The sequence below is a fragment of the Pseudomonas neuropathica genome (assembly GCF_015461835.1).
Taxonomy (GTDB): domain Bacteria; phylum Pseudomonadota; class Gammaproteobacteria; order Pseudomonadales; family Pseudomonadaceae; genus Aquipseudomonas; species Aquipseudomonas neuropathica.
Genome location: NZ_JACOPX010000018.1, coordinates 24479 through 49850, shown reverse-complemented (window position 1 = coordinate 49850; position 25372 = coordinate 24479). Strand labels below are relative to the sequence as shown.

Sequence of the window (25372 nt, the reverse complement as noted above, 5' to 3'; positions counted from 1 at the left end):
TGGGGGTAGGCGCGCAGCGCCGTGCGGCGCAGCCGCATTCATCGAGAGGAGGTGCAGCGAAGCAAACCGTAGACGCTGCCCCCGGATCGATCCCGCAGCGAGGGAACACTGAGCCTCAGCGAAGTGCCGTACGCCGGGGCAAAGCCTTTTGGTTCCTTTTTGCTGGGCCGGCACTCCGGCGTTTGAAAAAGGGACTCGCTGTAAGAGCGAAACCGCCAGCGGCAACACCCGCAGCAACGGATATGCCCCCAACCCCCAAACCCCCCAAATCTCCGACAGCTTCTACACTGGTTATCACGGCTTACCCTTCAAGCCCCAGACAACCCCCACCCAAGGAGTCTGTCCCATGCCCGATAGAAAATGCGATTGTCCCAACTGCAAATGCACTATCAAGGAAGGCGATCATGCCTACGCCGTCCACGGCAAACACTATTGCTGTGAGGCCTGTGCTCACCACCACAAAAGTGGCGAAGAATGTTCAAACAAAGGCTGCCATTGCGCCCATCCGAAATAACAGCACGCATAAAAAAGTGGAGCCTAATCAGGCTCCACTTCCAGTTTCAGACTTTCATCGTCCATTCGTTCGGTATGCCGCACCGTACCTTGCAGCCGGCGGCCTTCAACCCTGACCACCACGGTTTTCGCCTGGTCGAGGTCTTCCGGCAGCGGTGCCGGCACCCGCAGCGCAAAGCGAAACGGATCATCCTCGACCGCCTCCAGCCCAACGCGGCAGTCCACGCTTTTGGTGATACGCCCGAACAACGTATCAAGGCCATAGTCCAGATGCGCCGGGCTGTTGATGTTGGTCATGGTGCATTCCCCCGAATGATGCCGATCGCCAGGCTGAGCTTAGCTGGTCGGTCGCCACACGACGTTTTCCACGCCGAATTTTTCCGCCATCGGTTTGCTGGTCTTCTGCACCTTCTCACGGCCAAAGCGCGGGATGCGACCGACGCCGGCGTCGCAGCTCGCCCAGTGCCACGCCTCGACATTGTCCATCTTGTCCGAGCGGATAATGAAGGACTTGGGCGTGCCGTGGAGGGTGTATTCGATGACATAGAGTTTTGCGTTGTTCATAAAGCCCGTATTCCTCCCTGTAGTATTAGAGGGATCGCGGCGCACCGGGAAAATTCATTCGGATTGTCCGACGGTCTCTATCGTTGGCGATGCCGTGGCGCACTGGGTACCATGGTTTCCCCGCCAACCCCAATGAATGCTCGCCATGGCCCTTGCCGCACCGCCCGATCTCAGCGATACCGATGTGCCTGTGCAACCGCTGGCACGCACGTATCCGCGCGGCTTGTTTATCGAGCCGCACGAGCATGTCTGGGGGCAGTTGCTGTATGCGATGAGCGGGGTGATGTGGGTCGAGACCCCGCACGAAGCGCTGGTGGTGCCGCCGCAGCGCGCGGTGTGGTTGCCGCCGGGGGTGCCGCACGGGATTCGGGTGGTGTCGGATTTGCAGATGCGCAATATCTACCTGCGTCCGGCGCTGGCGGCGACGCTGGATCAGACGGTGCAGGTGATCGAAGTCGGCGGTTTGCTGCGCGAGTTGATTGTCGGGCTGGTGGAGCAGGGCGACAGTGGTGAACCGGCCTACTACGAGGCGTTGGTCGGGCTGGCCTTGCTGGAACTCAAACGCGCCAGGCGTTCACAGTTGAAGATCCCGATGCCGGATGATTCCGATCGGCGTTTGATGAACCTGTGCCAGGCGGTCATGGCAGCGCCGTCGCTGGAGATTCCGTTCGAGCAGCACGCGGCAAATGCCGGGGCCAGCGTGCGTACGCTGGCGCGGTTGTTCAAGGACAGCCTCGGCATGGGCTTCGCCGAGTGGCGGCGGCAGGTGCAGTTGGCGACGGCGGTGGCGGAACTGATTCAGGGCGTGGCGGTGAGTGTGATTGCCCGGGAGCTCGGCTATTCACCCAGTAGTTTCAGCGACATGTTTCGCCGCGAATTGGGTGTCGCCCCCTCGCAATTCATGACTCACAGCGGATGATCAGACTGGCATTAGACCTGTAGGAGTGAGCCTGCTCGCGATAGCGGTGTGTCTGTTGATGCATCGGTGACTGACAGACTGCTATCGCGAGCAGGCTCACTCCTACAGTGGATTGTGTTGGCTCCAAAGGTTTGTCCGAAATTCAGAAGTCCTTGGCCGATGCCATCCCCGCCGGTTCCCTAAACTCTGCCCATTCCCTTCAAACGGCGGAGTTCCTCCCCATGAACTACCTGATTTCGCTGGCCATTGGTCTGGGCGTCGGCCTGTTGTATGGCGCGCTGGATTTCCGTTCCCCGGCGCCACCGGCCATCGCACTGGTCGGTTTGCTCGGCATGCTTGCCGGTGAACAGTTATGGCCGATGGGCCGGCAACTGGTGACGGGCTGGCTGTCCTGAACTCTTTTTCTCCTTTGGTGGATGTCCCCATGAAAGTACTGCAATTCGATAAAACCGGCGATCTGTCTTCCCTACGCTACGTCGAGGTGCCGACTCCGGTACCCAGCGCTGACGAAGTGCTGGTGCAGATCAAGGCTGCCGGACTGAATCCCAGTGATGTGAAAAACGTCCTGGGCCGTTTCCCCTACACCACGCTGCCACGGATTCCCGGTCGGGATTTTGCCGGTGTCGTTGTCGAAGGCCCGCAGGCCTTGATCGGTCAGGAAGTCTGGGGCACTGGCCGTGAGCTGGGCTTTTTTGCCGACGGTTCCCATGCGCAGTTCGTCAAACTGCCGGCCAATGGCGTGGCGCACAAACCTTCGCACCTGAGTTTCACCCAGGCGGCCAGCCTCGGCGTGCCCTACACAACGGCGTGGGATGCGCTGGAACGCAGTCTGGTGACGGCCGAAACCCGTTTGCTGGTGATCGGCGGCGGTGCGGTGGCCTCGGCGGCATTGGCCCTGGCGAAAGTGCGTGGTGCGCAGTTGCTGGCAGCGGCGCGACGCCCGGAGCAGGTGGCGGAGTTACAGGCGCAGGGTTATCAGACGATCCAGCTGGATAAACCTGAGGACCTCGGCGCGCAGGTCAACGCGGTGTATCGCGGCGGCGCCGATGTGATTTTCGACACCACCGGTTTCTGGTTGCCAGCGTCGGTGGCGGCATTGGCCACGTTCGGACGGATCGCGATCATCGCCGCACCAGTGGACGGGCATGTGCAATTACCGGCATTGGCGCTGTATCGCAAGGGCGGTTCGGTGGTCGGGATCAATTCGTTGTTGTATGGCGTTGAAGCGTGTGCGGCGATGCTCGAGCAGTTCGGGCGGTTCTTCGATGAAGGCTTGTTGCCGTTGCCGCAAGGGTTGGTCGAGGCGCCGTTGGGCGAGGGACTACAGCGTTATGCGGATGTGAATCAGGGCAGCGGCGACAAGGTCATCCTCATCCCCTGACACACCCCAAAACCCCTGTAGGAGTGAGCCTGCTCGCGATCGCGGTGTGTCAGTTTAATCATGAGTGACTGACACACTGCGATCGCGAGCAGGCTCACTCCTACAGTTGATTGGTATTGGGTTCAGGATTGCGGGACGCCGTTTTCCCACGCCGACCAGTTTTTCAGGATGTCCTGCACCAGCGGATTCCCCGCGCGATAGAGGTTCTCCAGCGCCGGCACGAAGCCGCCCTGATCGGCGTACTTGAGCAGGTTGTCCACTTCACTGCCGCCCGGCTCTGGACGATCAAAATCGGACCCGGCACGCACCACGGCCAGACGTTGCACGTCGACCAGACCTTCGCGACTGGCACGCAGCAAAGCCTCATAGGTGGAGTTGTCTTCCTGCTGCGTCGTGCAGTATTCGCCCTTGTTATCGGTCAACAACTTGGTCCAGACCTCGGCCCGTTCGCTCAAGCGCGTGCCGGAGAACCAGGTGTTGCCGGCCAGTGTGTCGCAACGGGTAACCACCGGTGGTTGATTGGCCGGGGCCGACGGGTATTTCAGGCGCCACGCGGCGGATTCCCTGCTTTCGCTCAGTTCGACCTTGTGGCTCAGGGCGAACGCCTTGGCCTGCAGTTTCGGGTTGAGTTCAAAGACTTCGGTCTTGTAGTCCAACGGTGGTTTTTCGTTCGGGCCTTTGGTGTTGATGCCCAGGTAGCCGGTCGGCCAACTCGACGGCGCATCGCGCGAATCGATCTCCCATTGCGTGCCGAACTCCACCAGATAATGCGCCCACGCGGCGGTGCCGATAGTCCCGTGTTTCGGGCTGATGCCGGCGATACCGGCGATCAGGAAGTAACTTTTGCGCAGGTCGAATTTCGGCGACAAGGCCAATGCCAGGGTCGAGGCGGCGGCGTTGGTCTGGCCCATGCCGGTGGTCAGCAGGCACACCTGTTGCGTGTTGCAGCGGATGCTCGGGTACTCGGCGGACAGGCCCGGCACGCGGATTTCCTGCTTCAGCTCCAGGCGATCGATCCAATGCTGCGCCTCGGGGGCGAACATGGTGATCAGCACGACTTTCGGTTGCATCGGTGCTTCGGCGGCCCACGCGGTGGAGGAGAGCAGGGCCGCACCGGCCAGGGTCAAACGCATCATTGCTTGCATGGAAAACTCCTTGATTCAGAACTGATAACCGACGCCGGCGTAGTAACCCCAGCCGTTGGAACGTGCGCGGAAATTGCCGTCGCCAAAATTCAGCTCGCTGCCGTCTTCCCAGTTGCCGCCGTTGTGGAAATAACGGCCGACCAGGGTGAAGCGCAAGTGAGTGAACGAGTAGAGCAAGACGTTGGTCGCCACTGTTGCGTTGGCCGTGCGCGCAGGGTTGTCCTTGTGGATGTCCGAGCCGAAATCGAAGTTGGTGAAACCGATGTAGGTCAGCGACGCGCCGTTGCTGAATTTGTCGATCGGCACGATGTACTTCAGTTGCGCGCGATAGCCGTCCCACGAATATTCGTTGCTCGCACCGTAGTTTTCCCACTGGTAGCGACCGTAGAGGTTGGCCGACAGATTGACCCGCGAATGGGTGTCGATGTCGGTGCCGAAACCGCTGTAGAGGGTGTTGGCGCGGTTCTCTTTGCGGCTGCCGTGGTCGTAGATCCAGTCGAACGCCACATACCATTCCTTGAACGGACCGATGGCCAGGCTGCGGCCGGCGAGGTAGTCGATGGAGATGCGCGGTTCGTGCTCCATGAACACCGGCGAGCCGTGATCCCACACGCCTTTGTCGTGGCTGTTGCCGATGTTGAAGATCTTCGGGATGTCGATGTAGCCGTATAACTCGAACGGGCCTTTGCGGCCGAAGTACTCGTATTCCAGATAGATGTCATCAGCCGGTTGCGGGCCGAAGCTGATGTCCTTGCTGCCGATCAGCATCAGATCCTGGTTGTACCAGTCCGACAGGTACGCGCCTTGTTTCGGCGGGCTGGCTTCGGGGCTGAGGGCTTCGCCCTGGGCGGATTCTTCCTTGGCGACCGGTTGCGCCAGAGCGCTGGGACTGAGAAGTCCGGTAACGCCGGTCAGTAGCAGGGAAACAGCAAACGTGCACGGTAAAGGTGCGCGAAAAGGGCATGCGATGGGCATTCAAAGTCCTTTTTTGCGGATCAGGGCCCGGATTCCGTGGGCTTGTACGGTTTTGTTACGAAAACGCTGGGATTGCCATTGCGCAAACGTTTGCACAAGACGTACCAAAACCTTCAAAGGGCTGAAAATTCTGTCCTTTTTCAGTATTTCCTGATGGATCGGTCAAGCGCGGGTTTGCAGACCCTGCGGTTCCCTGTGGGAGCGAGCTTGCTCGCGAAGGCGGGGTATCAGAAAAGTATCCGCAAGCTGACACAACGCATTCGCGAGCAAGCTCGCTCCCACAGTTTTTAATCTCATTACAGGCAATGAATACGGGCTGAAACGCCGATTCCAGACGCCTCTAGTATTAAAGTATTAACACCATTTAATCCGTGCCCCATTGCCGGGCGTCTACTAGCTTTGACCCCAATAACGCGGTTTTGTGATGACCGTCGCAGTCTTGATTCGCGTGTGGAATAAGCACGTCTCTGCGCGCCCTCAAGGAAGAAATTGGCCACGACAAGGAGCAGCCCGTGGAAGCAAGGTTTGGTGTCGCCCTCGTTTCGCGTTTTTCCCCTCTTTCCCTTGCTGTGCACCTGAGCGTCGCCGGGCTGTTGTTCGGCGGGGTCAGCGCACCTGCGCTGGCCACGTGCTCCACGGCCGGTTCAATCGTGACGTGCACGGGGGTGCCGCCACTGCCACTGGTTCCCAACGACTTTGCCAGTGCCTCTAATAACCTGACGGTCAACGTCAACAGCGGCGCGCAGATGAACGCGACCCTTGGCGGGCATGTCATGGACCTGACGGGGGTCAACATCACCCTGAACAACTCCGGCATTATCGACCCGGCAGTCCTCGGTCTGGTGTCGGTTTTGAGTGGCGGGGCATTCATCGGCAGCGGCGCTACCAGCACGGTCAGCGTGCTCAACAACGCTGGCGCGATTATGCGGGGCACCGGGATGTTACTGGGGCTGAACCTGACGAGCATCGACGGCCTGGCCCTTTCGGTTAACAACGCGGCAACCGGCACCACCAGCATCACCAACAACGGCACCATCACCTCGACAGGACTCTCGATCGGCGGCATCACGTTGGCGGATACCCCGGTGATCGGCGTCTACGGTGGTTCGCAGGTCAACATGACCAACAGCAACACCGGCGTCATCAACGGCCGAATCGCGTTCGAAACGTCGGCGGCGGGCAATACCTTCACAAACGCCGGTGCGATTACCGGCGGTGTGTCGATGGGTGCGGCGAGTACCAACACCTTCACGGCAGTGACGGGCTCCAGCGTCAACGTCGGTGACGGTGTACAGATCAGCGTGAGCCTCGGCGGTTTGATCGGCATCAACCTGACCTTCGCCCCGACCGGTACGGTGGATGGCGGTGCGGGCGGCACCAACAGCCTGATCCTGCAAAACCCGGCTGGCGTCGGCGGCGGTATCACCGGGACTGGCACGGCATCGAGCGCCACCTACATCAACTTCAACAACCTGACCCTCAACAGCGGCACCTGGACCTTGCAGGGGCCATTGGTCAGCGGCGCGACCACACTCAACGGCGGTATCGCGAATTTCAACAACAACGCCACCTTCGGCAGCGGCGTAATCACCTCCAACGGCGGGACTCTGCAGGCCAGCAATGCCGGGTTGAACATCAGCAATCTGATCTCCCTCGGCGCGGGTGGCGTGACCGTGCAAGGCACTAACGCCACCACCCTGAGCGGCGTCATTTCCGGCAGCGGTGGCCTGACCAAGGTCGGTTCCGGGCAACTGAGCCTCAGCGCCGCCAACACCTACCTGGGCAACACCACGCTCAACGGCGGCACCGTGCAGTTGGGCAACAATCTTGCGCTGAGCACCGGCACCCTCAACGTCACCGGCGCGACAACATTGAGCGCACCGGGCACGATCAGCCTGGCCAACGCCATCAGCCTCGGCGGCACCCTGACGGCTGGCGGCACCGGAGCACTGACCCTCGGCGGTTTGATCAGCGGCAGCAGCGGCCTGACCAAAACCGGCAGCGGTAGCCTGACCGTCAGCGGTGCCAATACCGGTTTCACCGGCACCACCACCCTCAGCGCCGGTAGCCTGTTGGTGACCAACAATGATTCGCTGGGCAGTGGCGCGCTGAATACCGCCGCCGGTACCAGTCTGGACAGCACCGCCAACGTCACTCTGGCCAATAACATCGGTATGACCGGTGCGCTCAACGTGCTCGGCAGCAATGCCCTGACACTCGGCGGCGTGTTGTCTGGCACTGGCGGGATTACCAAATCCGGCAGCGCCGGCCTGACCTTGAGCGGCAACAACACCAACAGCGGCAACACGCTGCTCAATGCCGGCAGCCTGTTCGTTGGCAGCAACACCGCGCTGGGGACTGGCGCACTGAATGCGGCGGCGGGTACCACGCTGGATGCGACTGCCGCAGTGACATTGGCCAACGCCGTTGCGCTGGCGGGCGGGGTGACCATCGGCGGCACTCAGGCATTGGGCCTGAGCGGCGTTGTCAGCGGCGTCGGCAACCTGATCAAGAACGGCACCGCCAACCTGACGCTCAGCGGCAACAACACTTTCTCCGGCGGTACCGCGCTCAATGCTGGCACGCTGATTGTTGGCAGCAACACCGCGCTGGGCACTGGCGCCTTGACCACGGCGGCGGGCACTACGCTGGATGCCAGCACCGCAGTGGCGCTGACCAACGCGGTCTCCCTCGGCGGCAACCTCAACGTCGGCGGCAGCGCCAACCTGACCCTCGGCGGCATCGTCAGCGGCAGTGGCGGATTGACCAAAAACGGCGCGGCCAATCTGATTCTCAACGGCGCCAACACCTTCCTCGGTGCCGTCGCGTTGAACGCCGGCACCATCACCGCAGGTGCCAACGCGGCGCTGGGTAGCGGCAACATCACCGTGGGTGGTGTGGCGACGCTCGACAGCAATGCAGCGGTAACGCTGAACAACAACATCATTGTCAACGACACGCTGAGGATTGGCGGCAGCAACGCGCTGACCCTCGGCGGCGTCATCAGTGGCACCAGCCAATTGGTGAAAAACGGCACTGCCAATCTCACCCTCAATGGGGTCAATACTCACAGCGGCGGTGTCGTGCTCGATGCCGGCAGCCTGACCGTCGGCAATGGCGCAGCATTGGGCACTGGTGCTTTGACGGTGGAAGGTGCAGGGACCCTCAACAGCAGCTCTGCCGTGACCCTGAACAATAACGTGATCCTCAACGCCAACCTCACGGCGGGCGGCGCCAACGCACTGGCCCTCGGCGGTGTAATCAGTGGCAGCAATGGCCTGATCAAGACCGGTGCATCGAGCCTCACGCTTACCGGGAATAACACCTACGCCGGCACCACCGCGCTGAATGCCGGTTCGCTGATTGTCGGCTCCAACACTGCCCTCGGTACCGGCACACTGAACGCCTCGAACGGCACCACCCTTGATGCCAGCACTGCGGCAACGCTGGCCAATAACGTCAACCTCGGCGGCACTCTGACCTTGGGTGGCAGCAATGCGCTGACCCTCGGCGGCGTAGTCGCCGGTATCGGTGGGCTGACCAAGAACGGCGCTGCCGACCTGACCCTCAACGGCGCCAATACTTATTTTGGCAACACCGCGTTGAACAGCGGCAAACTGATTGTCGGCAGCAACACCGCGCTGGGTTCCGGTACGTTGAACGCGGCGGCCAACACCACGCTGGACGCCAACACGGCGGTCAGCCTGAACAATGCCGTGGCACTCGCCGGTGCCTTGAATATCGGCGGCACGGCGAATACGACCCTGACCGGTCTGGTCAGCGGCGCTGGCAGTCTGGTGAAGGACGGCGCGGCCAATCTGATTCTCAACGCCGCCAACAACTACCTCGGCGGCACCACGCTGAATGCCGGCACCCTGACTGTCGGCAACAGTTCGGCGCTGGGTTCCGGTGCGCTGACCGTTGCCGGTGCGGCGACACTGGACAGCAACTCGCCGCTGGTCAGCCTCAACAACGCCGTCGCCCTGAATGCGGCGCTGACCGTGGGCGGCACGCAGAATCTGACCCTCGGCGGCGTCACCAGTGGCACCGGTCAACTGATCAAGGACGGCGCGGCCAACCTGACACTTAACGGCAATAACACGTTCAGCGGCGGCACCACGCTCAATGCTGGCACGCTGACTCTGGGCAATGCCAACGGTCTGGGCAGCGGCGCATTAATCGTCGGTGGCGCGGCAACGCTGGATAACAGCGCTTCGTTTGGCATCGGTAACGCGGTTACTTTGAACGCTGGGCTGACCGTGGCCGGCAATAACGATTTGAGCTTGAACGGCATCATCGACGGCGCCGGTAGCCTGACCAAAAACGGTCTGTCTGACCTGGCTCTGGCCGGCAACAACACCTTCACCGGCGCGTTGAATATCGTCTCGGGCAGCGTCACCACGCTCAATACCAACGCGTTGGGTAATACCTCCGGTGTCAACATCAGTGCCGGCGCCGGGCTGAATCTGGGCAGTGACGCCAGCCTCGGCGCGCTGAGCGGCAGCGGCAGTGTGCAACTGACCGGCAGCAACACCCTGACCGTCGGCAGCGGCAACGTCACCAGTACGTTTGACGGTGACCTCAGTGGCAGCGGCGGTCTGGTCAAAGTCGGCACCGGTACCTTGAACCTCAGCGGGATCAGCGGTATCACCGGCAACACTGCGATCAATGGCGGCATCGTCGACCTCAGCGGTTCGCTGGCCAGTGCACAGGTCAACGTCAACACCGGCGGTACGCTGACCGGCACCGGTTCGGCGCTTGGTAGCGTCAACGTCAATAGCGGCGGTCATCTGGCGTTGTCGTCGGGCAACCAGCTGTCCGCCGGTGCGCTGACCCTCGGCGCGGGCAGCAATGTCGATGTGGCGTTGGGCACGCCGTCCACCACTTCACTGATGAACATCGGCGGTAACCTCACCCTCGACGGCAATCTCAACGTCACCGATGCCGGCGGTTTTGGCGTTGGTGTATATCGCCTGTTCAACTACACCGGCGCCCTGACCAACCTCGGTCTGGACGTCGCCAGCGTGCCGGTCGGCTACGGCCTCGGCGATCTGCTGGTGCAAACCGGCGTGGCCAATCAGATCAACATTCAAGTCTCGGCGCCGAACAGCAACATCCGCTACTGGGACGGCAGCCAGACCATTGCCAACGGCGTGGTCGATGGCGGCAGCGGCACGTGGAGTGCGGTCGGTACCAACTGGACCGATGCCAACGGTCTGGTCAATCAACCATGGGCCGGCGACTTCGCGGTGTTTCAGGGCACCGCCGGCACCGTGACGGTGAACGGCACGCAAGCCTTCACCGGCATGCAATTCCTCACCGACGGCTACAACGTGGTCAACGGCGCGGCGGGGCAACTCACGGCGGTCAACGGCACCGGCGGCACGACTTCGTTGCGCGTTGATCCGGGCGTGACGGCGACGATCAATGCCAATATCGATGGCAGCGGCATCCTCAATAAACTCGACGCCGGCACCCTGGTGCTCGGTGGTGCCAACACTTATACCGGCGGCACGCAACTGGACGGCGGCAAGATCATCGTTGGCAGCAATACTGCGCTCGGCACAGGTACGTTGACGGCGAATGCCGGTACGCAACTGGACAGCAACGCAGCGGTGACACTGGCCAACGCGGCGACGCTGAACGGCAACCTGACCATCGTCGGCAGCAATGCACTGACCCTCAACGGCGTGATTGGCGGCACCGGTGGCCTGATCAAAACCGGCACGGCCAACCTGACCCTCGGCGGCAACAACGCCTTCCTTGGCCCGGTAGCCTTGAACGCCGGTGGACTGATTCTGGCGTCGAACTCGGCGCTGGGTTCCGGCACGTTGAACGCAGCGGGCGGCACCACGCTGGATGCCAGCACTGCCGTTTCGCTGAACAACGCGGTCAACCTGGCCGGCAATCTTGGCATCGGCGGCACGGCGGATCTGACTCTGACCGGTACGGTCAACGGCGCCGGCAGCCTGAGCAAAAACGGCGCAGCCAACCTGACCCTCAGCGGCAACAACAACTTCCTCGGCGGCACCACTTTGAACGCTGGCACCTTGACCGCCGGCAGTAACTCAGCGCTGGGTCTGGGCAATCTCACCGTAGCCGGCGCCTCGGCGCTGGACAGCAACAGCGCGCTGAGCCTGGGCAACAACGTCGTGCTCAACGCCAATCTGAGCAACATTGGCAGCAACAACCTGACCGTCGCGGGCGTCGTCAGCGGCGCGGGCGGGCTGATCAAGAACGGCGCGTCGAACCTGACCCTTAACGGCATCAATACTTACTCCGGCGGCACCACACTGAATGCCGGTACGCTGACCCTTGGCACTGGCGGCTCTCTGGGCAGTGGCGCACTGACTGTGGCCGGTGCTTCGACCCTCGACAATTCCGCGCCACTGGTGCTGGCCAACAACCTCAACGTCAACGCGAATCTGGCCGTGGCCGGTAACAACAACCTGACCCTTGGCGGTGTGATTGCCGGCGCCGGTACGCTGAGCAAAAACGGTCTGGCCGACGTGACATTGAGCGGCAGCAACACGTTCAGCGGCACGTTCGATGTGCTCGCTGGCAGCCTGACCACGCTCAGTGGCGGGGCGCTGGGCAACAACGCCACGGTCAATCTCGCTAGCGGCGCAGCGCTCAATCTCGGTGCTTCGGGTAGCCTTGCCAGCCTCACCGGCAGCGGCACTGCGCTGGTCGGCACTGGCAATACGCTGAGCCTCGGTGGCAACAACGTCAGCAGCACGTTTGCCGGCATACTCAGCGGTGATGGCGGGCTGAGCAAACTCGGCACGGGCACCCTGACCCTCAGCGGCATCAGCGACCTGACTGGTGATACCAACGTCAACGCCGGCAGCTTGCAGGTCAACGGTTCGCTGGCCAGCGGCAATGTGCTGGTCAACAACGGCGGCACCCTCGGTGGCAGCGGCACCTTGACCGGTGCCGTGACGGTGGCCGATGGCGGTCATCTGGCGGGCGTCAGCGGCAGTACGCTGAGCGTCAGTTCACTGGTGTTCAACGGCAATTCCAACTTCGACGTCGGTCTCGGCACACCGGTGTCCGGCGGCGGCAATGCGCTGGTCAATGTCGGCGGCAACCTGACTCTCGACGGCACCCTCAACGTCAGTGACATCGGCGGTTTCGGCAGCGGCGTCTATCGCCTGATCAACTACACCGGCGGCCTGACCGACAACGGCATGTTGATCGGCACCGTGCCGGGCAGCGTGACGCCGGGCGATCTGACTCTGCAAACCGCGCTGGCCAATCAGATCAACCTGCTGGTGACTGCACCGGGCGTTACCGTGCAATTCTGGGACGGTAATCAACTGGTGGCCAACGGTTCGGTCGAAGGCGGCAGCGGCACCTGGGGCACCGGCACCACCAACTGGACCGACGTCAACGGCACCACCAACCAGGCCTGGACCAACAACTTCGCGGTGTTCCAGGGCGCGGCCGGCACGGTCATTGTCAACGGCGCACAAACCATCACTGGCATGCAGTTCGTCACCGATGGCTACAGCCTGGTGAACGGCACGGCGGGTTCGCTGAATCTGGTCAACGGTTCGCTGGGCAATGCCACGGTGCGGGTTGACCCGAATGCCACGGCAACCATCGGTGTCGCGCTCAATGGCAGCGGCACGCTGGGCAAATACGACACGGGTACGCTGGTGCTCAACGCAGCCAACGGCTACACCGGCGGCACCGCGCTGAACGGCGGCAAAATCGTGGTCGGCAACAACGCCGCGCTTGGCACGGGTGTGCTGACCGCTGCTGACGGCACGGCGCTGGACAGCAATGCGGCCGTCAGCCTGGGCAACGACGTGGTCGTCAACGGTGGATTGACCGTTGCCGGCTCCAACGCCTTGACCCTCGACGGCGTGGTCAGCGGCAGCGGCAGCCTGATCAAGGCCGGCGCATCGAGCCTGACCCTCAACGGCAGCAACACTTACACCGGTGGTACTCAACTCGCCGGCGGTACGCTGATTCTCGGCAACAACAGTGCACTCAGCAGCGCTGCGCTCAACGTGAGCGGCAATGGCACCCTCGACAGCACCTCGGCGCTGCAACTGGCCAACGCCATCAACCTTGGCGCGCAACTGACCCTCGCCGGCAATCAGAACACCACGCTGATCGGTGCGGTGACCGGCACCGGCAGTCTGCTGAAAAATGGTGCCGGCGATCTCGTCCTCAGTGGCGCCAACACCTACAGCGGCGGCACCACCCTGAACGGCGGCACGACGCGCGGTGACACCAGCAGCCTGCAAGGTGCGATCGTCAACAACGCGACGCTGACCTTCGAACAAAACACCGATGGCAGTTACACCGGCAATCTCACTGGCGCCGGTACGCTGAACAAAACCGGTACCGGTCAATTGCTCCTGACCGGCAACAACACCTTCACCGGCAACACCTCGGTGCAGGCTGGCAACCTGATCGTCAACGGTGTGCTCAACAGCGCCAACGTCAACGTTGCCAGCGGCGCGAGCATCGGCGGTGGCGGTCAGCTCGGTGGCGCTGTGCAACTGGCCGACGGTGCGACGCTGGCCGGTGGCGGCACCGCGACGCCGTTGTCAGTCGGTTCGCTGGCCCTGTCGTCGGGGACCAATCTGGACTTCAGCCTCGGCTCGGCGGCCAGTACGACTACTGTGGTCAACGTCGCCGGCAACCTGACCCTCGATGGCACGCTGAACATCAGCAATGCCGGCGGTTTCGGCACCGGCGTTTATCAACTGTTCCGCTACGGCGGCAGCCTGACCGACAACGGTCTGGTGTATGGCAGCCTGCCGGTGTCGGCGGCCAATCTGACCCTGCAAACCGCTATTGCCAATCAGATCAACCTGCTGGTGCAAGGCACGCCGGGTGAGGTGCAGTTCTGGAACGGTGGCACCACCAATCCGGACGGCAGCATCGGTGGTGGCAGTGGTGTATGGGGCCCCGGCACCAACTGGACCGATCCGAGCGGCACTCAGGCCTTGGCTTCAAATGGTCAGTTCGCGGTGTTCGGTGGTCAGGCGGGTACGGTTACCGTGCAGGGCAGTCAGAATTTCACCGGCCTGCAATTCCTCTCCGGCGGCTACAGCCTGGTTCCGGGGGCTGGCGCTACGCTGACCCCGGTCAATGGCGCGGACGGCAGCCTTGCACCGGTGCGCGTCAACGCCGGCGCGAGTGCGGAAATCTCCGCACCGCTGGTGGGCACTGGCGGGATCGAAAAACTCGATTCCGGCACGCTGGTGCTCAGTGGCGCCAACACCTACAGCGGTGGCACCACCGTCAGCGGCGGTACACTGGTCGGTAACACCACCAGCCTGCAAGGCAATATCCTCAACAACGCTTCGCTGTTCTTCGTGCAGAACTTCAACGGTCAGTTCAATGGATCGTTGCGCGGACTTGGCGCGATGCTCAAACGCGGCACCGGCACCTTGCTGTTGACCGGTGATAATCCGTTCAGCGGCACGGTCGCGGTCGATCAAGGCGTGCTGCAAGTCGGCAGCCGGTCGGCGCGGGCTTCGCTGGGCGGGCAAGTCACCGTGGCCAACGGCGCGGGGTTGAGTGGTAACGGCAGTGTCGGTTCGGTGGTCAACCATGGCGTTGTCGCCTCGGGCTCCGAAGCAGGCATCCTGAGCGTGGCCGGTAACCTGACCAACGCCAGCGATGGTGTGCTGGCGCTGACCGTCAGTTCGCCAACCGCGACACCGCTGGCCGTCGGTGGCACCGCAACGCTGGGCGGCGCTTTGCAAGTGAACTCGCTGGCACCGTTCACCGGCAACACCACGTACTCGCTGATCACCGCAGGCGGGGGCGTGAATGGCACCTTCAGCGCTGCGGACCTGCCGCAATACGCGTTCCTCAACACGGCACTGGTGTATGACGCCAATGCAGTGAACCTGGTGGTCAGCCGCAATGGCAATTCGTTCGCCGATGTCGCCGCCACTGGCAACCAGTTCCGGACTGCTACTGCGCTGTCGAACAATGGCCCGGCGGGCGCGGCGTTGCAGAACGAGATCGTCAACCTCAGTGTCGCCGGTGCGCGCAATGCCTTCGACAGTCTGTCCGGTGAGATCCACGCCAGTACCGCCAGTGCGATCCTTGAGGATTCGCGCTACGTGCGTGACGCGGTCAACGATCGCATGCGCCAGCCGTCGTGCAGCGCGGCGGATGATCCACGCCGTGCCCTGGCGCCAAGTGACAACCAACTGAGCAGCAACGGTTGCCACGGCGAAATGGTTGGCTGGGCGCGTGCTCTTGGTTCGTGGGGTGAGTCGGATGGCGACAGCAACGCGGCGAAACTCGACCGTAACCTCAGCGGCTTCATGCTCGGCACCGACAAGCAACTCGATGACCAGTGGCGCGTGGGCATGGCCGCCGGTTACACCCGCAGCGACCTTGATGCCCATGATCGTCGCTCGGACGCCACCGTCGAAAGCTACCACCTGGCCGCGTACCTCAACTCGCAGTTCGATGCCCTGGCCGTGCGCCTCGGCGCGGCTTACAGCTGGCACGACATCGAGACCAAACGCAACGTTAGCGTCGGCAGCTACAACGACCGCTTGAAAGCCAACTACGACGCGCGCAGTGCGCAGGTGTTCGGTGAAGTCGGTTACACGATTGACGCCGGCGGCATTGCCCTTGAGCCGTTCGCCGGTCTGGCCTACGTCAACTACGACACTGACAAAGCCAAGGAGAAAGGCGGAGCAGGGCGCCTGGAGGCCGATGCCGATCAGGACATCACCTTCTCGACCCTCGGCGTGCGTGCCGGCAAAGTCATCACCCTGGCCAACGGCGGGCAATTCACCCCGCGCGCGGCGCTCGGCTGGCGCCATGCGTTTGGTGACACCAAGCCTGACGCCGATCTGACCTTCATCGACGGCGGCGCCTCGTTCAGCACCCAAGGTGTGCCGATCGCCAAGGACAGCGCCATCGTCGAAGCGGGGGTCGACTTCCAGATCAGCCCGACCGGCAAACTCGGGGTCGGCTACTCGGGCCAACTGTCGAACGACAGCAACGACCATGCGGTGACCATCAGCTTCAGCCTTGGCTTCTGATTTAGGGTCGAAGCACTTTTAGCCGCCCGCGAGGGCGGTTTTTTTTGCCTTGCCTCAAGCTGCTCGTTCCCACGCTCTGCGTGGGAATGCCTCTAGGGACGCTCCGCGTTCCGGCTCCGGAAGGGACGCGGAGCGTCCCGGTCTGCATTCCCACGCGGAGCGTGGGAACGATCAAAAAACTGCTGCCTCGCGCTCTGCTAGAATCGGCCCCATCAACAGCCTGAGACTCCCCCATGAGCGAGCCGATTCGTCTGACCCAATACAGCCACGGCGCCGGTTGCGGCTGCAAGATTTCCCCGCAGGTGCTGGAAGTGATTCTGGCCGGCAGCGGTGCCCAGAACCTGGATCCGAAACTGTGGGTCGGCAATGCCTCGCGCGATGACGCGGCGGTGTACGAAATTGATGCCGAGCGCGGTGTGGTCTCGACCACCGACTTTTTCATGCCGATTGTCGACGATCCGTTCGACTTCGGCCGGATTGCCGCGACCAACGCGATCAGTGACATCTACGCGATGGGCGGTGATCCGCTGATGGCCATCGCGATTCTCGGCTGGCCGGTCAATGTGCTGGCGCCGGAAGTGGCGCGTGAAGTGATTCGCGGTGGCCGTGCCGTGTGCGACGCGGCGGGCATTCCACTGGCAGGCGGGCATTCGATCGATGCGCCAGAGCCGATCTTCGGCCTCGCCGTCACCGGACTGGTGGAAAAGCGCCACATGAAGCGCAACGACACCGCCACCGCCGGTTGCCTGTTGTACCTGACCAAACCGCTGGGCATCGGCATCCTCACCACCGCCGAAAAGAAAGGCAAGCTGCGCGCCGCCGACGTCGGCGTGGCCCGCGACTGGATGTGCACCCTGAACAAACCCGGCAGCCGCTTCGGCAAACTTGCCGGTGTCACGGCGATGACCGACGTCACCGGTTTTGGCCTGCTCGGGCATCTGGTGGAAATGGCCGATGGCAGCCAGCTCACCGCACGCATCGCCTATGACCGCGTACCGCGTCTGGACAGCGTCGAGTATTACCTCGATCAGGGCTGTGTCCCCGGCGGTACGCTGCGCAACTTCGACAGCTATGCGAGCAAGGTCGGCCGTGTGCAGGAGTTGCATAAACGCGTGCTCTGCGACCCGCAAACCAGCGGTGGTCTGCTAATCGCCGTGACGCCTGAAGGCAACGAAGAATTCCTCGCTGTCGCCGCCGAACTGGGTCTGAACCTTGCGCCAATCGGCGAACTGGTTGAGCGACAGACGAACGCAGTCGAGGTGATTTGATGCTCCGCGACTGCACTGACTACCGAGACATTTTCCTCAACGACCGGCCGCTGATGGATGCCCGCGCGCCGATCGAGTTCTCCCACGGTGCGTTCCCCGGGGTAGTCAATCTGCCGCTGATGAACGACGTCGAACGGCAGAAGATCGGCACTTGCTACAAACAACACGGCCAGCAGGCCGCCATCGAGCTGGGCCATCAATTGGTCTCGGGCACGGTGAAAGCCGAGCGCATCCAGGCCTGGGCCGATTTTGCCCGCGCCCATCCTGAGGGTTATCTGTATTGTTTTCGTGGCGGCTTGCGCTCGCAGATCACCCAGCAATGGCTGCGTGACGAGGCCGGCATCGACTATCCGCGCATCGGCGGTGGTTACAAAGCGATGCGCAACTTCCTTATCGACACCCTTGAACAGGCCATCGCGCAATGTGATTTCGTCCTGCTCGGTGGCATGACCGGCACTGGCAAGACCGAAGTGCTGGTGCAGTTGCGCAATGGCCTGGACCTGGAAGGGCACGCCAATCATCGTGGCTCAAGCTTCGGCAAACGCGCCACCGGACAGCCGTCGAACATCGATTTTGAAAACCGCCTGGCCATCGACATTCTCAAGAAACGCGACGCGGGGTTTACGCAGTTCGTGCTGGAGGACGAGAGTCGGGTGGTCGGCAGTTGCGCCTTGCCGCTGCCGCTGTATCAGGGCATGCAGCAGTACCCGATGGTCTGGCTGGAAGACAGTTTTGACGATCGCGTGGAGCGGATTCTGCGTGATTACGTGGTGGATCTGTCTGCGGAATTTACGGCTGTGCACGGTGAAGAGGGCTTCACGTTGTTCTCTGAACGCCTGCTGGAAAGCCTCAACAATGTGCAAAAACGCCTCGGTGGCGAACGTCATCGGCGAATACTGTTGGTGATGGAAGAGGCGTTGATCGAGCAGGGGCGCAGCGGCGCGGTGGATTTGCATCGCGGCTGGATCGAAGGCTTGCTGCGTGAGTACTACGACCCGATGTATGTGTTCCAGCGTGAGAAGAAGGGCGGGCGGATCGAGTTTGCCGGGGAGCGTGGGGCGGTGCTGGAGTATCTTCGCGAGCGGGTGAGCCGGGAGGCTTGAGGTTGTGGCGGCTGGCCTCTTCGCGAGCAAGCTCGCTCCCACATTGGATCTTCATTTAACACAAATGGTATGCCTGACTCCGATCCCTGTGGGAGCGAGCTTGCTCGCGAAGGGGCCCGGTCAGGCCACACAAAACTCAGGTCGGGCAGGTTTCCTTGCCATGATCCAGCCCCTGCTTGTAGCTGTGGCTCTGCAGACTGGCCTTGCCGTTGTGCCAGGTCAGCGTCAGCACGTACAGCGAGTCAAAATCGTTGCCCGCCCAGTCATCGGTGATGTTCTGTTTCTCGCCGACCGCGTTACCCGCCACCTTGTTGATCAGCTCCGGCAGATAGCCGTGGGACCAGGCGGTGTAGATCGTCGAGTTGTGATACTTGTCTTCCAGCAGTTCGCGGGCCAGATCGCTGGTGTCGTTGGCCGAAAATTCGATGTTCACCGGCAGGCCGAGCTTGATCGCGGCGGGGCTGATGGTCATCAGCGGGCGAATGTAGCTGTAGGAATTATCCAGCTCACCTTCCTCGACATTGCGCGTCGGGTTGGCGGCAAACACGTAATCGGCCTTGCCGAATTTCTCCGGCAGCAGCGTCGACAGGTCGATGGCGCGGTTCAGGCCCTGACAGTTGAGCTGGCCGAGGCCACCTTCAGGTTTCTCCGCATGGCGCAGGAACACCAGCGTCTGGGTACCGTCCACCGGTTGCGCGCGGCTTTCGCTGGACTCCAGCGACAGGAACAGCGCACTGACGGCCAGCAGGGAAGGCAGGGCCACATATGCGCGGTGTTTGAAACGTTTGGCGAATCGCATAAGGATCGTCATGAAATAAAAGGTTCTTCAGCAAATTCGGTTAAGGCTGACAAACCTTTACACCGCGGGCTCCCAGCGCCGGGTGTTTTCCCTGTCGTGAACGGCTTCCTCTGCAACAAAGCCATAGCTCAGAGTCCCTTGGGGCCGATTTGGTTCGATCCGTACGAGTGCGTGGCACTTTAGCGGCAAACTTCAACGGCTTGGGCACAGGTTAGCGACAGGATGTTACGGTTCGACGCAGCAGACGTTTTTTTGCGCCGGCTCCTCGAGAATGCATAAAACTCCCTTTTATGTGCGATATCCATGTACCGCACCCGATGCTGCTCAGTCGATTGCAATGGCGCCTGTGTGATAGACGACTATCGCGACGTCTGCCTGGTTTTTCATTGGGCAGCACTCTTAAAAAAAGGATTTTTATGGGCATTGTTCGCAAAACCGCCACCCACTCGCTGTCCAGCCCTGGACTGGCAGACGCAAACCCGTCTCGTAAAAGAAGCAACGGTGTGCTCGCCGACGACGGGCCGGTGAAGAATTCGCGGCTTGATGAGCCGCAAACGCAGGTGGCGGCTGCCAATCAACCTGAAATGTCCACTGCACCTTTCACGGTCTCAGCATTGCCGTCTGCCGGGGTTTTACCTATTCGTCCTGTGGTCGGATCACTTGAACACTATCGCTTGAAATCACCGGCCAGCTTGCCTGCGGCCGATGCCCAGGGCTTGAGGATCTTCAACGGGCGCCAATACGTCGATATTGCTCGCGACGAGATCGTTCAGGTTCGGCAAACAGCAGCAACCGGCGAGTATCGGGCGACATTGGCATCCGAATTGGCAGCTTCCGGGCCGGCGCTGATCTTTGATCCGCAAAACAGGCTGTGGAAGCTCGCCGCTGCTCAGCCTTCCTCTGACTTAGTCAACGTGATTGATATCGATATAGATGAGCTGATTCGCGGCATCAGAAATGAGTCGAACGCAAAAAAACGGATTCATGATGGCAGCGAAGACATGATCGAGCGTGACACGTTGATCGGTGCCACCCTGGTTGCGCGTGGGTTGAAGCAGTTCAAGCCAAAACAAGCAGCACTCATTCGTTCGGAGTTGCGGGCGATCGAAACGGTTTTCTCTGATGCCAATTACGCCATAGGTCAAAATCTGCAAGATGCCGATGCGATTTACACAAGCTTCTTTGGCGCTGATCATCGAGTCGTTGCAGGGCAATTCGCTGAGTCAGTCTCGCGAGGCCTGGCGCTGTCCAGGGAGTATCAGGGCGTGTGGGGGGAGGAAAAATTTATCGGCGTTGATGTCGATAATGACGCCGCCGCCTGGATGTACAAAAGAGATTTTCATGGCCGGTTCTTCATCAACCGAAAGTACATGCGACGTGGAATTTTGAGTATGTCGCTGGGCCATGAAATGTTGCACACCAACAGAGTTGACCGGTTTCAGGCCATCGGGCCCAACGCCGCAGATTTCTTCTATCTGAACAACCATCTGCAAGGTTTGTTGAACCCGGATTTGCCAAGCATTTATGACGTGCCGGAGCGCGGTGTTTCCGAAGCGATCATGCGTGGTGGATTGACGGTCGACTACTTGAAGGCCTTCGGGGACGATCACGAGAGCTTTTTGTTCGGTGTCAGTGATTACCTGGGCGTCGACGACGATCTGGATCTTCATACGGCGGTTGACCTGTTCAATGCCAATTCGCAAATGCGCGCGCACATGGCCGCGAACAATGCTGACAGCGTTGTTTACGCGGCGAAAAGCCTGCAGACGTTGCAGCGCAACAAAATTGAATATGCGTGGCTTGACCGCCTTATCGAGGATTGATGTGGGCGAGCACTGGCCAAAAGATCACAGGCTGCGGCGGCTCTGAATTATGATCTGGCTTTAAATTGTGACTGGATGCTTCCCATGACCGATCTGTCCGCGTTCCCGATCACCCAGAAGTGGCCGGCGCAGTACCCAGACTGGATTCAGCTCTATTCCTTGCCGACGCCCAACGGCGTCAAAGTCTCGATCATGCTCGAAGAGATCGGCCTGCCGTACGAACCGCACAAGGTCGCTTTCGACAGCAATGATCAATTGTCTGCCGAGTTCCTTTCGCTGAACCCGAACAACAAGATCCCGGCAATCCTGGATCCGCATGGCCCCGAAGATCAGCCACTGGCGCTGTTCGAATCCGGTGCGATCCTGATTTATCTGGCCGACAAAAGCGGCCAGTTGCTCGCGCAGGAAGGTGCGCAGCGCTACGAAACCCTCCAGTGGCTGATGTTCCAGATGGGCGGCATCGGTCCGATGTTCGGCCAGCTCGGTTTCTTCAACAAATTCGCTGGCAAGGATTACGAGGACAAGCGCCCGCGTGATCGTTACGTCGATGAAAGCAAACGTCTGCTCAAGGTGCTCGACGGCCGGCTCGAGGGCCGTGACTGGATCATGGGCGAGCGCTATACCATTGCCGATATCGCCACGTTCCCGTGGGTGCGTAACTTGATCGGGTTTTATGAGGCCGGTGATTTGGTCGGGATCAACAACTTCCCGAATGTCACCCGCGTACTGGAACGCTTCCTCGCCCGCCCAGCGGTGGTTCGCGGCCTGACCATTCCCTCCTGACTACATACAAACCCATGTAGGAGTGAGCCTGCTCGCGATAGCGGTGTATCAGTCGATATCAATGTTGACTGACACACCGCTATCGCGAGCAGGCTCACTCCTACAAGGGAATGTGCAAAAACCGGATGATTATTACACCCCCGGTAATGCACTCTTGATTGATCCAGGTTTGTACCGCGCGCCCCGCAAGGCATAAGCTTCGCCCCCTACGACTTTCGTCTCATCTGCCGTTTTCAGGAAAGACCCCCATGTCCAGTCAGTTCCCCGAAGCACGTCCCCGCCGTCTGCGCCGCAATGCGAGCCTGCGCAGCCTGTTCCAGGAAACCGAGTTCAGCCTGAATGATCTGGTGCTGCCGATTTTTGTCGAGGAAGAAATCGATGACTTCGTGCCGATCAAGAGCATGCCCGGGGTGATGCGCATTCCCGAGCGCAAACTGGCCAGCGAAATCGAGCGTTATGCCCGTGCTGGCGTCAAGTCGGTGATGACCTTCGGCGTGTCGCATCATCTGGACAGCAACGGCAGCGACACCTGGCGCGAAGACGGTCTGGTCTCGCGCATGTCGCGCATCGCCAAGGACGCTGTGCCGGAGATGATCGTGATGTCCGACACCTGCTTCTGCGAATACACCGATCACGGCCATTGCGGCGTGATGCACAACCATGAAGTCGACAACGACCAGACCCTGATCAACCTCGGCAAACAGGCTGTAGCCGCTGCTCGCGCCGGTGCCGACGTGATCGCGCCGTCGGCGGCGATGGACGGTCAGGTGCGAGCGATTCGTCAGGCGCTGGATGCCGCCGGTTTCACCCAGATTCCGATCATGGCTTACTCGACCAAGTTCGCTTCGGCACTCTACGGCCCGTTCCGCGAGGCCGGTGGCAGTGCGCTGAAAGGCGACCGCAAAAGCTATCAGATGAACCCGATGAACCGCCGCGAAGCCCTGCGCGAATCGTTGCTCGACGAGCAGGAAGGCGCCGATGCGCTGATGGTCAAACCGGCCGGCGCTTACCTCGACATCATCCGCGACATTCGTGAGGCCTCGAACCTGCCGCTGGCGGCGTATCAGGTCAGTGGCGAGTACGCGATGATCAAGTTCGGCGCGCAGGCCGGGGCAATTGATGAGGATCGCGTGGTGCGTGAAAGCCTGGGCGCGATCAAGCGGGCGGGGGCGGATCTGATCTTCACTTACTTTGCGATGGATCTGGCATTGGCCGGGATCTAAGTAACACCGCAAATCCAAACTGTAGGAGTGAGCCTGCTCGCGATAGCGTAGTGCCAACCGACATCAATGTTGACTGATACGACGCTATTGCGAGCAGGCTCACTCCTACAGGGGATTGTGGTGGGTCAGGGGCAGTTGAAGTAGGGCCGGATGCCGTGATCGCGGAAGTAGCGTTCAATCACTTTCGGATCCGCACTGTTCTCGGCAATCGCCACATAAGTATCCGGGCGCAGCAGATAAAAACCGTTGCGCCCTAATCCCGCCGCTTCAAACGCGGGGCGCCAGTCGAACACATGCAGCGGTAAATGGTGTTCATTGCACCAGGCGATCATTTCGTCGCTGGTGTCGCCGTACACATGCACCTGCCAGCACGGTTGCCTTAGCGGTTCGTAATTGTCCCCCTCACCATCATGCGCCCACGGCAAGCGATCGCCGCCATGCACCTGGCCGGCGGCGCCCTGGCTCAGCGGCATGCCGCGATAGTTGAGGGTGACTTGTGACACGGTGCGAAAAAGGAACTCGCGACTGGCCTCGAACGAAGCCATTTTCGGGATCAGAAACGGTGCCACACGCATGCGCAGCAGATCGGCCATGCGTCCCTCGGCGGTGACAAAACTGAAGACTTTGTCGGTGGTCGACACCAGTCGGCGGGCGAAGGCAATGCGTTCGGTTTCGTAGCTGTCGAGCAGGCTTGGTTCGGCGCCACCGCTGAGCACAGCGGCGAGTTTCCACGCCAGATTGATCGCGTCGCCAATGCCGGTGTTCATGCCCTGACCGCCCGCCGGGCTGTGCACATGCGCGGCATCGCCGAGCAGAAACGCACGACCGCTGCGAAAATGCTCGGCCACGCGGTGATGCACGCGATAGGTCGAGAACCAGTGCACGTCTTCGATATGCACTTTCAGATGTTCGATGGCACGGCTGCTGACGTCGGAGAATTCCAGGCTTTCGGCGCGATCCGCGCGCTCATCACGCACCGTGCCGATCAGCCGCGCGCGGCCTTCGCCGGCCAGGGGAAACACGGCGAGGAAGTCCGCCTCATCCAGATCCAGGTGCAACTCGCCGTTCATCGCCGGGCCGCTGGCCTTGACGTCGGCGACGTAGAAAATCTGCTGATAGGTGCCGCCGGGAAAACCGGTGTCGAGGGTTTTGCGCACCACTGAGCGGGCGCCATCACATCCCGCCAGATAACAGGCCTGGCAGATTTCCTGCTCGCCATCGGGCAGGCGCAAGTGCGCGGTGAGGCCGTCGCCGGTTTCCTCGAAGCTTTCCAGCGTGGTGTCGCGTTCGACCGTGACGCCGTAGTCTTCAAGACGCTCGATCAGCAGCCGTTCGTGTTGATCCTGCGGGAAGATTTCGACGAACGCGTACGGCGTCAGGCCTTCGCCAATGCGGTTCAGTGGCAACTGCGCGACCGGTTTGCCGTTGACCCAGAAATTTGCCGCCGCCACCCGATGGCCGTTGCGCACCACGGTGTCGGCGAGGTCCAGTTGCCGGTACAACTCGAGGGTGCGCGCCTGCACCGCCAGCGCTCGCGACGTGGTACCGGGCGCGGAGGCCTTGTCGATGATCCGCACGCGCACCCCCAGTTTGCTCAGCCACAGGGCCAGCACCAGCCCGGTCGGGCCGGCGCCGATGATCAGAACGTCGCTGCGGTTCATGGGCCTGTCCTCCGTTTGCCGTGCAGCAAGTATGGATCAGCAGGCGAGGCTGGCCAGTTGATCGGCCAGACGGAAAAAGGCTCCGCAGCGGTGAGGCTGTGGGGCCTTTTTCGGGTGTTCGGCGGGAGATTTTGGTAACAGTGAAATTTACCCCCTCACCCCAGCCCTCTCCCCCAAGG

16 protein-coding genes are annotated in these 25372 nt (G+C 61.4%); 10 read left to right on the top strand and 6 right to left on the bottom strand.

The window, feature by feature from the left end:
- The first annotated feature begins 346 nt into the window (after nt 1-346).
- A complete protein-coding gene (locus tag H8F23_RS23990) occupies nt 347-514 on the top strand; it encodes a metallothionein (RefSeq protein ID WP_194936029.1) in 168 nt (55 codons plus the stop codon).
- A gap of 23 nt (nt 515-537) precedes the next feature.
- Here the strand turns inward: H8F23_RS23990 and H8F23_RS23985 are convergent, their stop codons facing one another.
- Nucleotides 538-810 (bottom strand): hypothetical protein, encoded by a 273-nt coding sequence (locus H8F23_RS23985; RefSeq protein WP_194936028.1) that lies wholly within the window; start codon nt 808-810, stop codon nt 538-540.
- A 39-nt stretch (nt 811-849) separates the two neighbouring features.
- Nucleotides 850-1077, bottom strand: a complete 228-nt coding sequence (locus H8F23_RS23980) for a DUF6555 family protein (protein ID WP_093433873.1) — start codon at nt 1075-1077, stop codon at nt 850-852.
- A 136-nt stretch (nt 1078-1213) separates the two neighbouring features.
- Here H8F23_RS23980 and H8F23_RS23975 point away from each other — a divergent pair, with 136 nt between their 5' ends.
- The 3 genes from H8F23_RS23975 to H8F23_RS23965 all read left to right on the top strand — a co-directional run bounded on the left by H8F23_RS23975 (nt 1214) and on the right by H8F23_RS23965 (nt 3377).
- The gene (locus H8F23_RS23975) at nt 1214-1996 is read left to right on the top strand and encodes an AraC family transcriptional regulator (RefSeq protein WP_194936027.1); all 783 of its coding nucleotides are present in this window, start codon (nt 1214-1216) and stop codon (nt 1994-1996) included.
- A gap of 221 nt (nt 1997-2217) precedes the next feature.
- Nucleotides 2218-2391, top strand: coding sequence for a DUF1427 family protein (locus H8F23_RS23970; RefSeq protein ID WP_093433877.1), 174 nt, complete (start codon nt 2218-2220; stop codon nt 2389-2391).
- A gap of 29 nt (nt 2392-2420) precedes the next feature.
- Nucleotides 2421-3377: a quinone oxidoreductase family protein gene (locus tag H8F23_RS23965; RefSeq protein ID WP_194936025.1), complete on the top strand. Its 957-nt coding sequence runs from the start codon at nt 2421-2423 to the stop codon at nt 3375-3377.
- 122 nt (nt 3378-3499) lie between these two features.
- On the opposite strand, the gene H8F23_RS23960 is transcribed toward H8F23_RS23965, so the two are convergent.
- Together H8F23_RS23960 and H8F23_RS23955 are read right to left on the bottom strand one after the other, a co-directional pair.
- Entirely contained in the window at nt 3500-4522 is a 1023-nt protein-coding gene (locus H8F23_RS23960; RefSeq protein ID WP_093433881.1) for a purine-nucleoside phosphorylase, read from the bottom strand.
- Nucleotides 4523-4537: 15 nt separating this feature from the next.
- Nucleotides 4538-5497, bottom strand: coding sequence for a nucleoside-specific channel-forming protein Tsx (locus H8F23_RS23955; protein WP_194936024.1), 960 nt, complete (start codon nt 5495-5497; stop codon nt 4538-4540).
- Between the two features lie 512 nt (nt 5498-6009).
- Here H8F23_RS23955 and H8F23_RS23950 point away from each other — a divergent pair.
- From H8F23_RS23950 to mnmH, 3 genes are all read left to right on the top strand, one after another.
- A complete protein-coding gene (locus H8F23_RS23950; RefSeq protein ID WP_194936023.1) occupies nt 6010-16533 on the top strand; it encodes an autotransporter-associated beta strand repeat-containing protein in 10524 nt (3507 codons plus the stop codon).
- A gap of 233 nt (nt 16534-16766) precedes the next feature.
- Complete coding sequence (gene selD, locus H8F23_RS23945) at nt 16767-17801, top strand: selenide, water dikinase SelD (protein WP_007918229.1); 1035 nt, start codon at nt 16767-16769, stop codon at nt 17799-17801.
- Complete coding sequence (mnmH, locus tag H8F23_RS23940; protein ID WP_194936022.1) at nt 17801-18904, top strand: tRNA 2-selenouridine(34) synthase MnmH; 1104 nt, start codon at nt 17801-17803, stop codon at nt 18902-18904. Before selD ends, mnmH begins: the two co-directional genes overlap by 1 nt.
- Before the next feature lie 136 nt (nt 18905-19040).
- On the opposite strand, the gene H8F23_RS23935 is transcribed toward mnmH, so the two are convergent.
- Nucleotides 19041-19715 (bottom strand): histidine phosphatase family protein, encoded by a 675-nt coding sequence (locus H8F23_RS23935; protein WP_093433895.1) that lies wholly within the window; start codon nt 19713-19715, stop codon nt 19041-19043.
- 404 nt (nt 19716-20119) lie between these two features.
- On the opposite strand from H8F23_RS23935, the gene H8F23_RS23930 reads away from it, so the two are divergent.
- From H8F23_RS23930 to hemB, 3 genes are all read left to right on the top strand, one after another.
- Nucleotides 20120-21526, top strand: coding sequence for a hypothetical protein (locus tag H8F23_RS23930; RefSeq protein WP_228759357.1), 1407 nt, complete (start codon nt 20120-20122; stop codon nt 21524-21526).
- An 84-nt stretch (nt 21527-21610) separates the two neighbouring features.
- Entirely contained in the window at nt 21611-22309 is a 699-nt protein-coding gene (locus tag H8F23_RS23925; protein ID WP_194936021.1) for a glutathione binding-like protein, read from the top strand.
- 248 nt (nt 22310-22557) lie between these two features.
- Complete coding sequence (gene hemB, locus H8F23_RS23920) at nt 22558-23532, top strand: porphobilinogen synthase (RefSeq protein WP_034154617.1); 975 nt, start codon at nt 22558-22560, stop codon at nt 23530-23532.
- A gap of 125 nt (nt 23533-23657) precedes the next feature.
- Here the strand turns inward: hemB and H8F23_RS23915 are convergent, their stop codons facing one another.
- Nucleotides 23658-25193, bottom strand: a complete 1536-nt coding sequence (locus H8F23_RS23915) for an FAD-dependent oxidoreductase (RefSeq protein WP_194936020.1) — start codon at nt 25191-25193, stop codon at nt 23658-23660.
- Nucleotides 25194-25372: the final 179 nt, after the last annotated feature.

Coding starts and splice junctions, on each gene's coding strand:
- H8F23_RS23975 (WP_194936027.1), top strand. CDS start 1,214: ATGCTCGCCATGGCCCTTGCCGCACCGCCCGATCTCAGCGATACCGAT.
- H8F23_RS23955 (WP_194936024.1), bottom strand. CDS start 5,497: ATGCCCATCGCATGCCCTTTTCGCGCACCTTTACCGTGCACGTTTGCT.
- H8F23_RS23930 (WP_228759357.1), top strand. CDS start 20,120: ATGGGCATTGTTCGCAAAACCGCCACCCACTCGCTGTCCAGCCCTGGA.
- H8F23_RS23990 (WP_194936029.1), top strand. CDS start 347: ATGCCCGATAGAAAATGCGATTGTCCCAACTGCAAATGCACTATCAAG.
- H8F23_RS23965 (WP_194936025.1), top strand. CDS start 2,421: ATGAAAGTACTGCAATTCGATAAAACCGGCGATCTGTCTTCCCTACGC.
- H8F23_RS23915 (WP_194936020.1), bottom strand. CDS start 25,193: ATGAACCGCAGCGACGTTCTGATCATCGGCGCCGGCCCGACCGGGCTG.
- H8F23_RS23985 (WP_194936028.1), bottom strand. CDS start 810: ATGACCAACATCAACAGCCCGGCGCATCTGGACTATGGCCTTGATACG.
- H8F23_RS23960 (WP_093433881.1), bottom strand. CDS start 4,522: ATGCAAGCAATGATGCGTTTGACCCTGGCCGGTGCGGCCCTGCTCTCC.
- H8F23_RS23935 (WP_093433895.1), bottom strand. CDS start 19,715: ATGACGATCCTTATGCGATTCGCCAAACGTTTCAAACACCGCGCATAT.
- selD (WP_007918229.1), top strand. CDS start 16,767: ATGAGCGAGCCGATTCGTCTGACCCAATACAGCCACGGCGCCGGTTGC.
- H8F23_RS23925 (WP_194936021.1), top strand. CDS start 21,611: ATGACCGATCTGTCCGCGTTCCCGATCACCCAGAAGTGGCCGGCGCAG.
- mnmH (WP_194936022.1), top strand. CDS start 17,801: ATGCTCCGCGACTGCACTGACTACCGAGACATTTTCCTCAACGACCGG.
- H8F23_RS23980 (WP_093433873.1), bottom strand. CDS start 1,077: ATGAACAACGCAAAACTCTATGTCATCGAATACACCCTCCACGGCACG.
- H8F23_RS23970 (WP_093433877.1), top strand. CDS start 2,218: ATGAACTACCTGATTTCGCTGGCCATTGGTCTGGGCGTCGGCCTGTTG.
- hemB (WP_034154617.1), top strand. CDS start 22,558: ATGTCCAGTCAGTTCCCCGAAGCACGTCCCCGCCGTCTGCGCCGCAAT.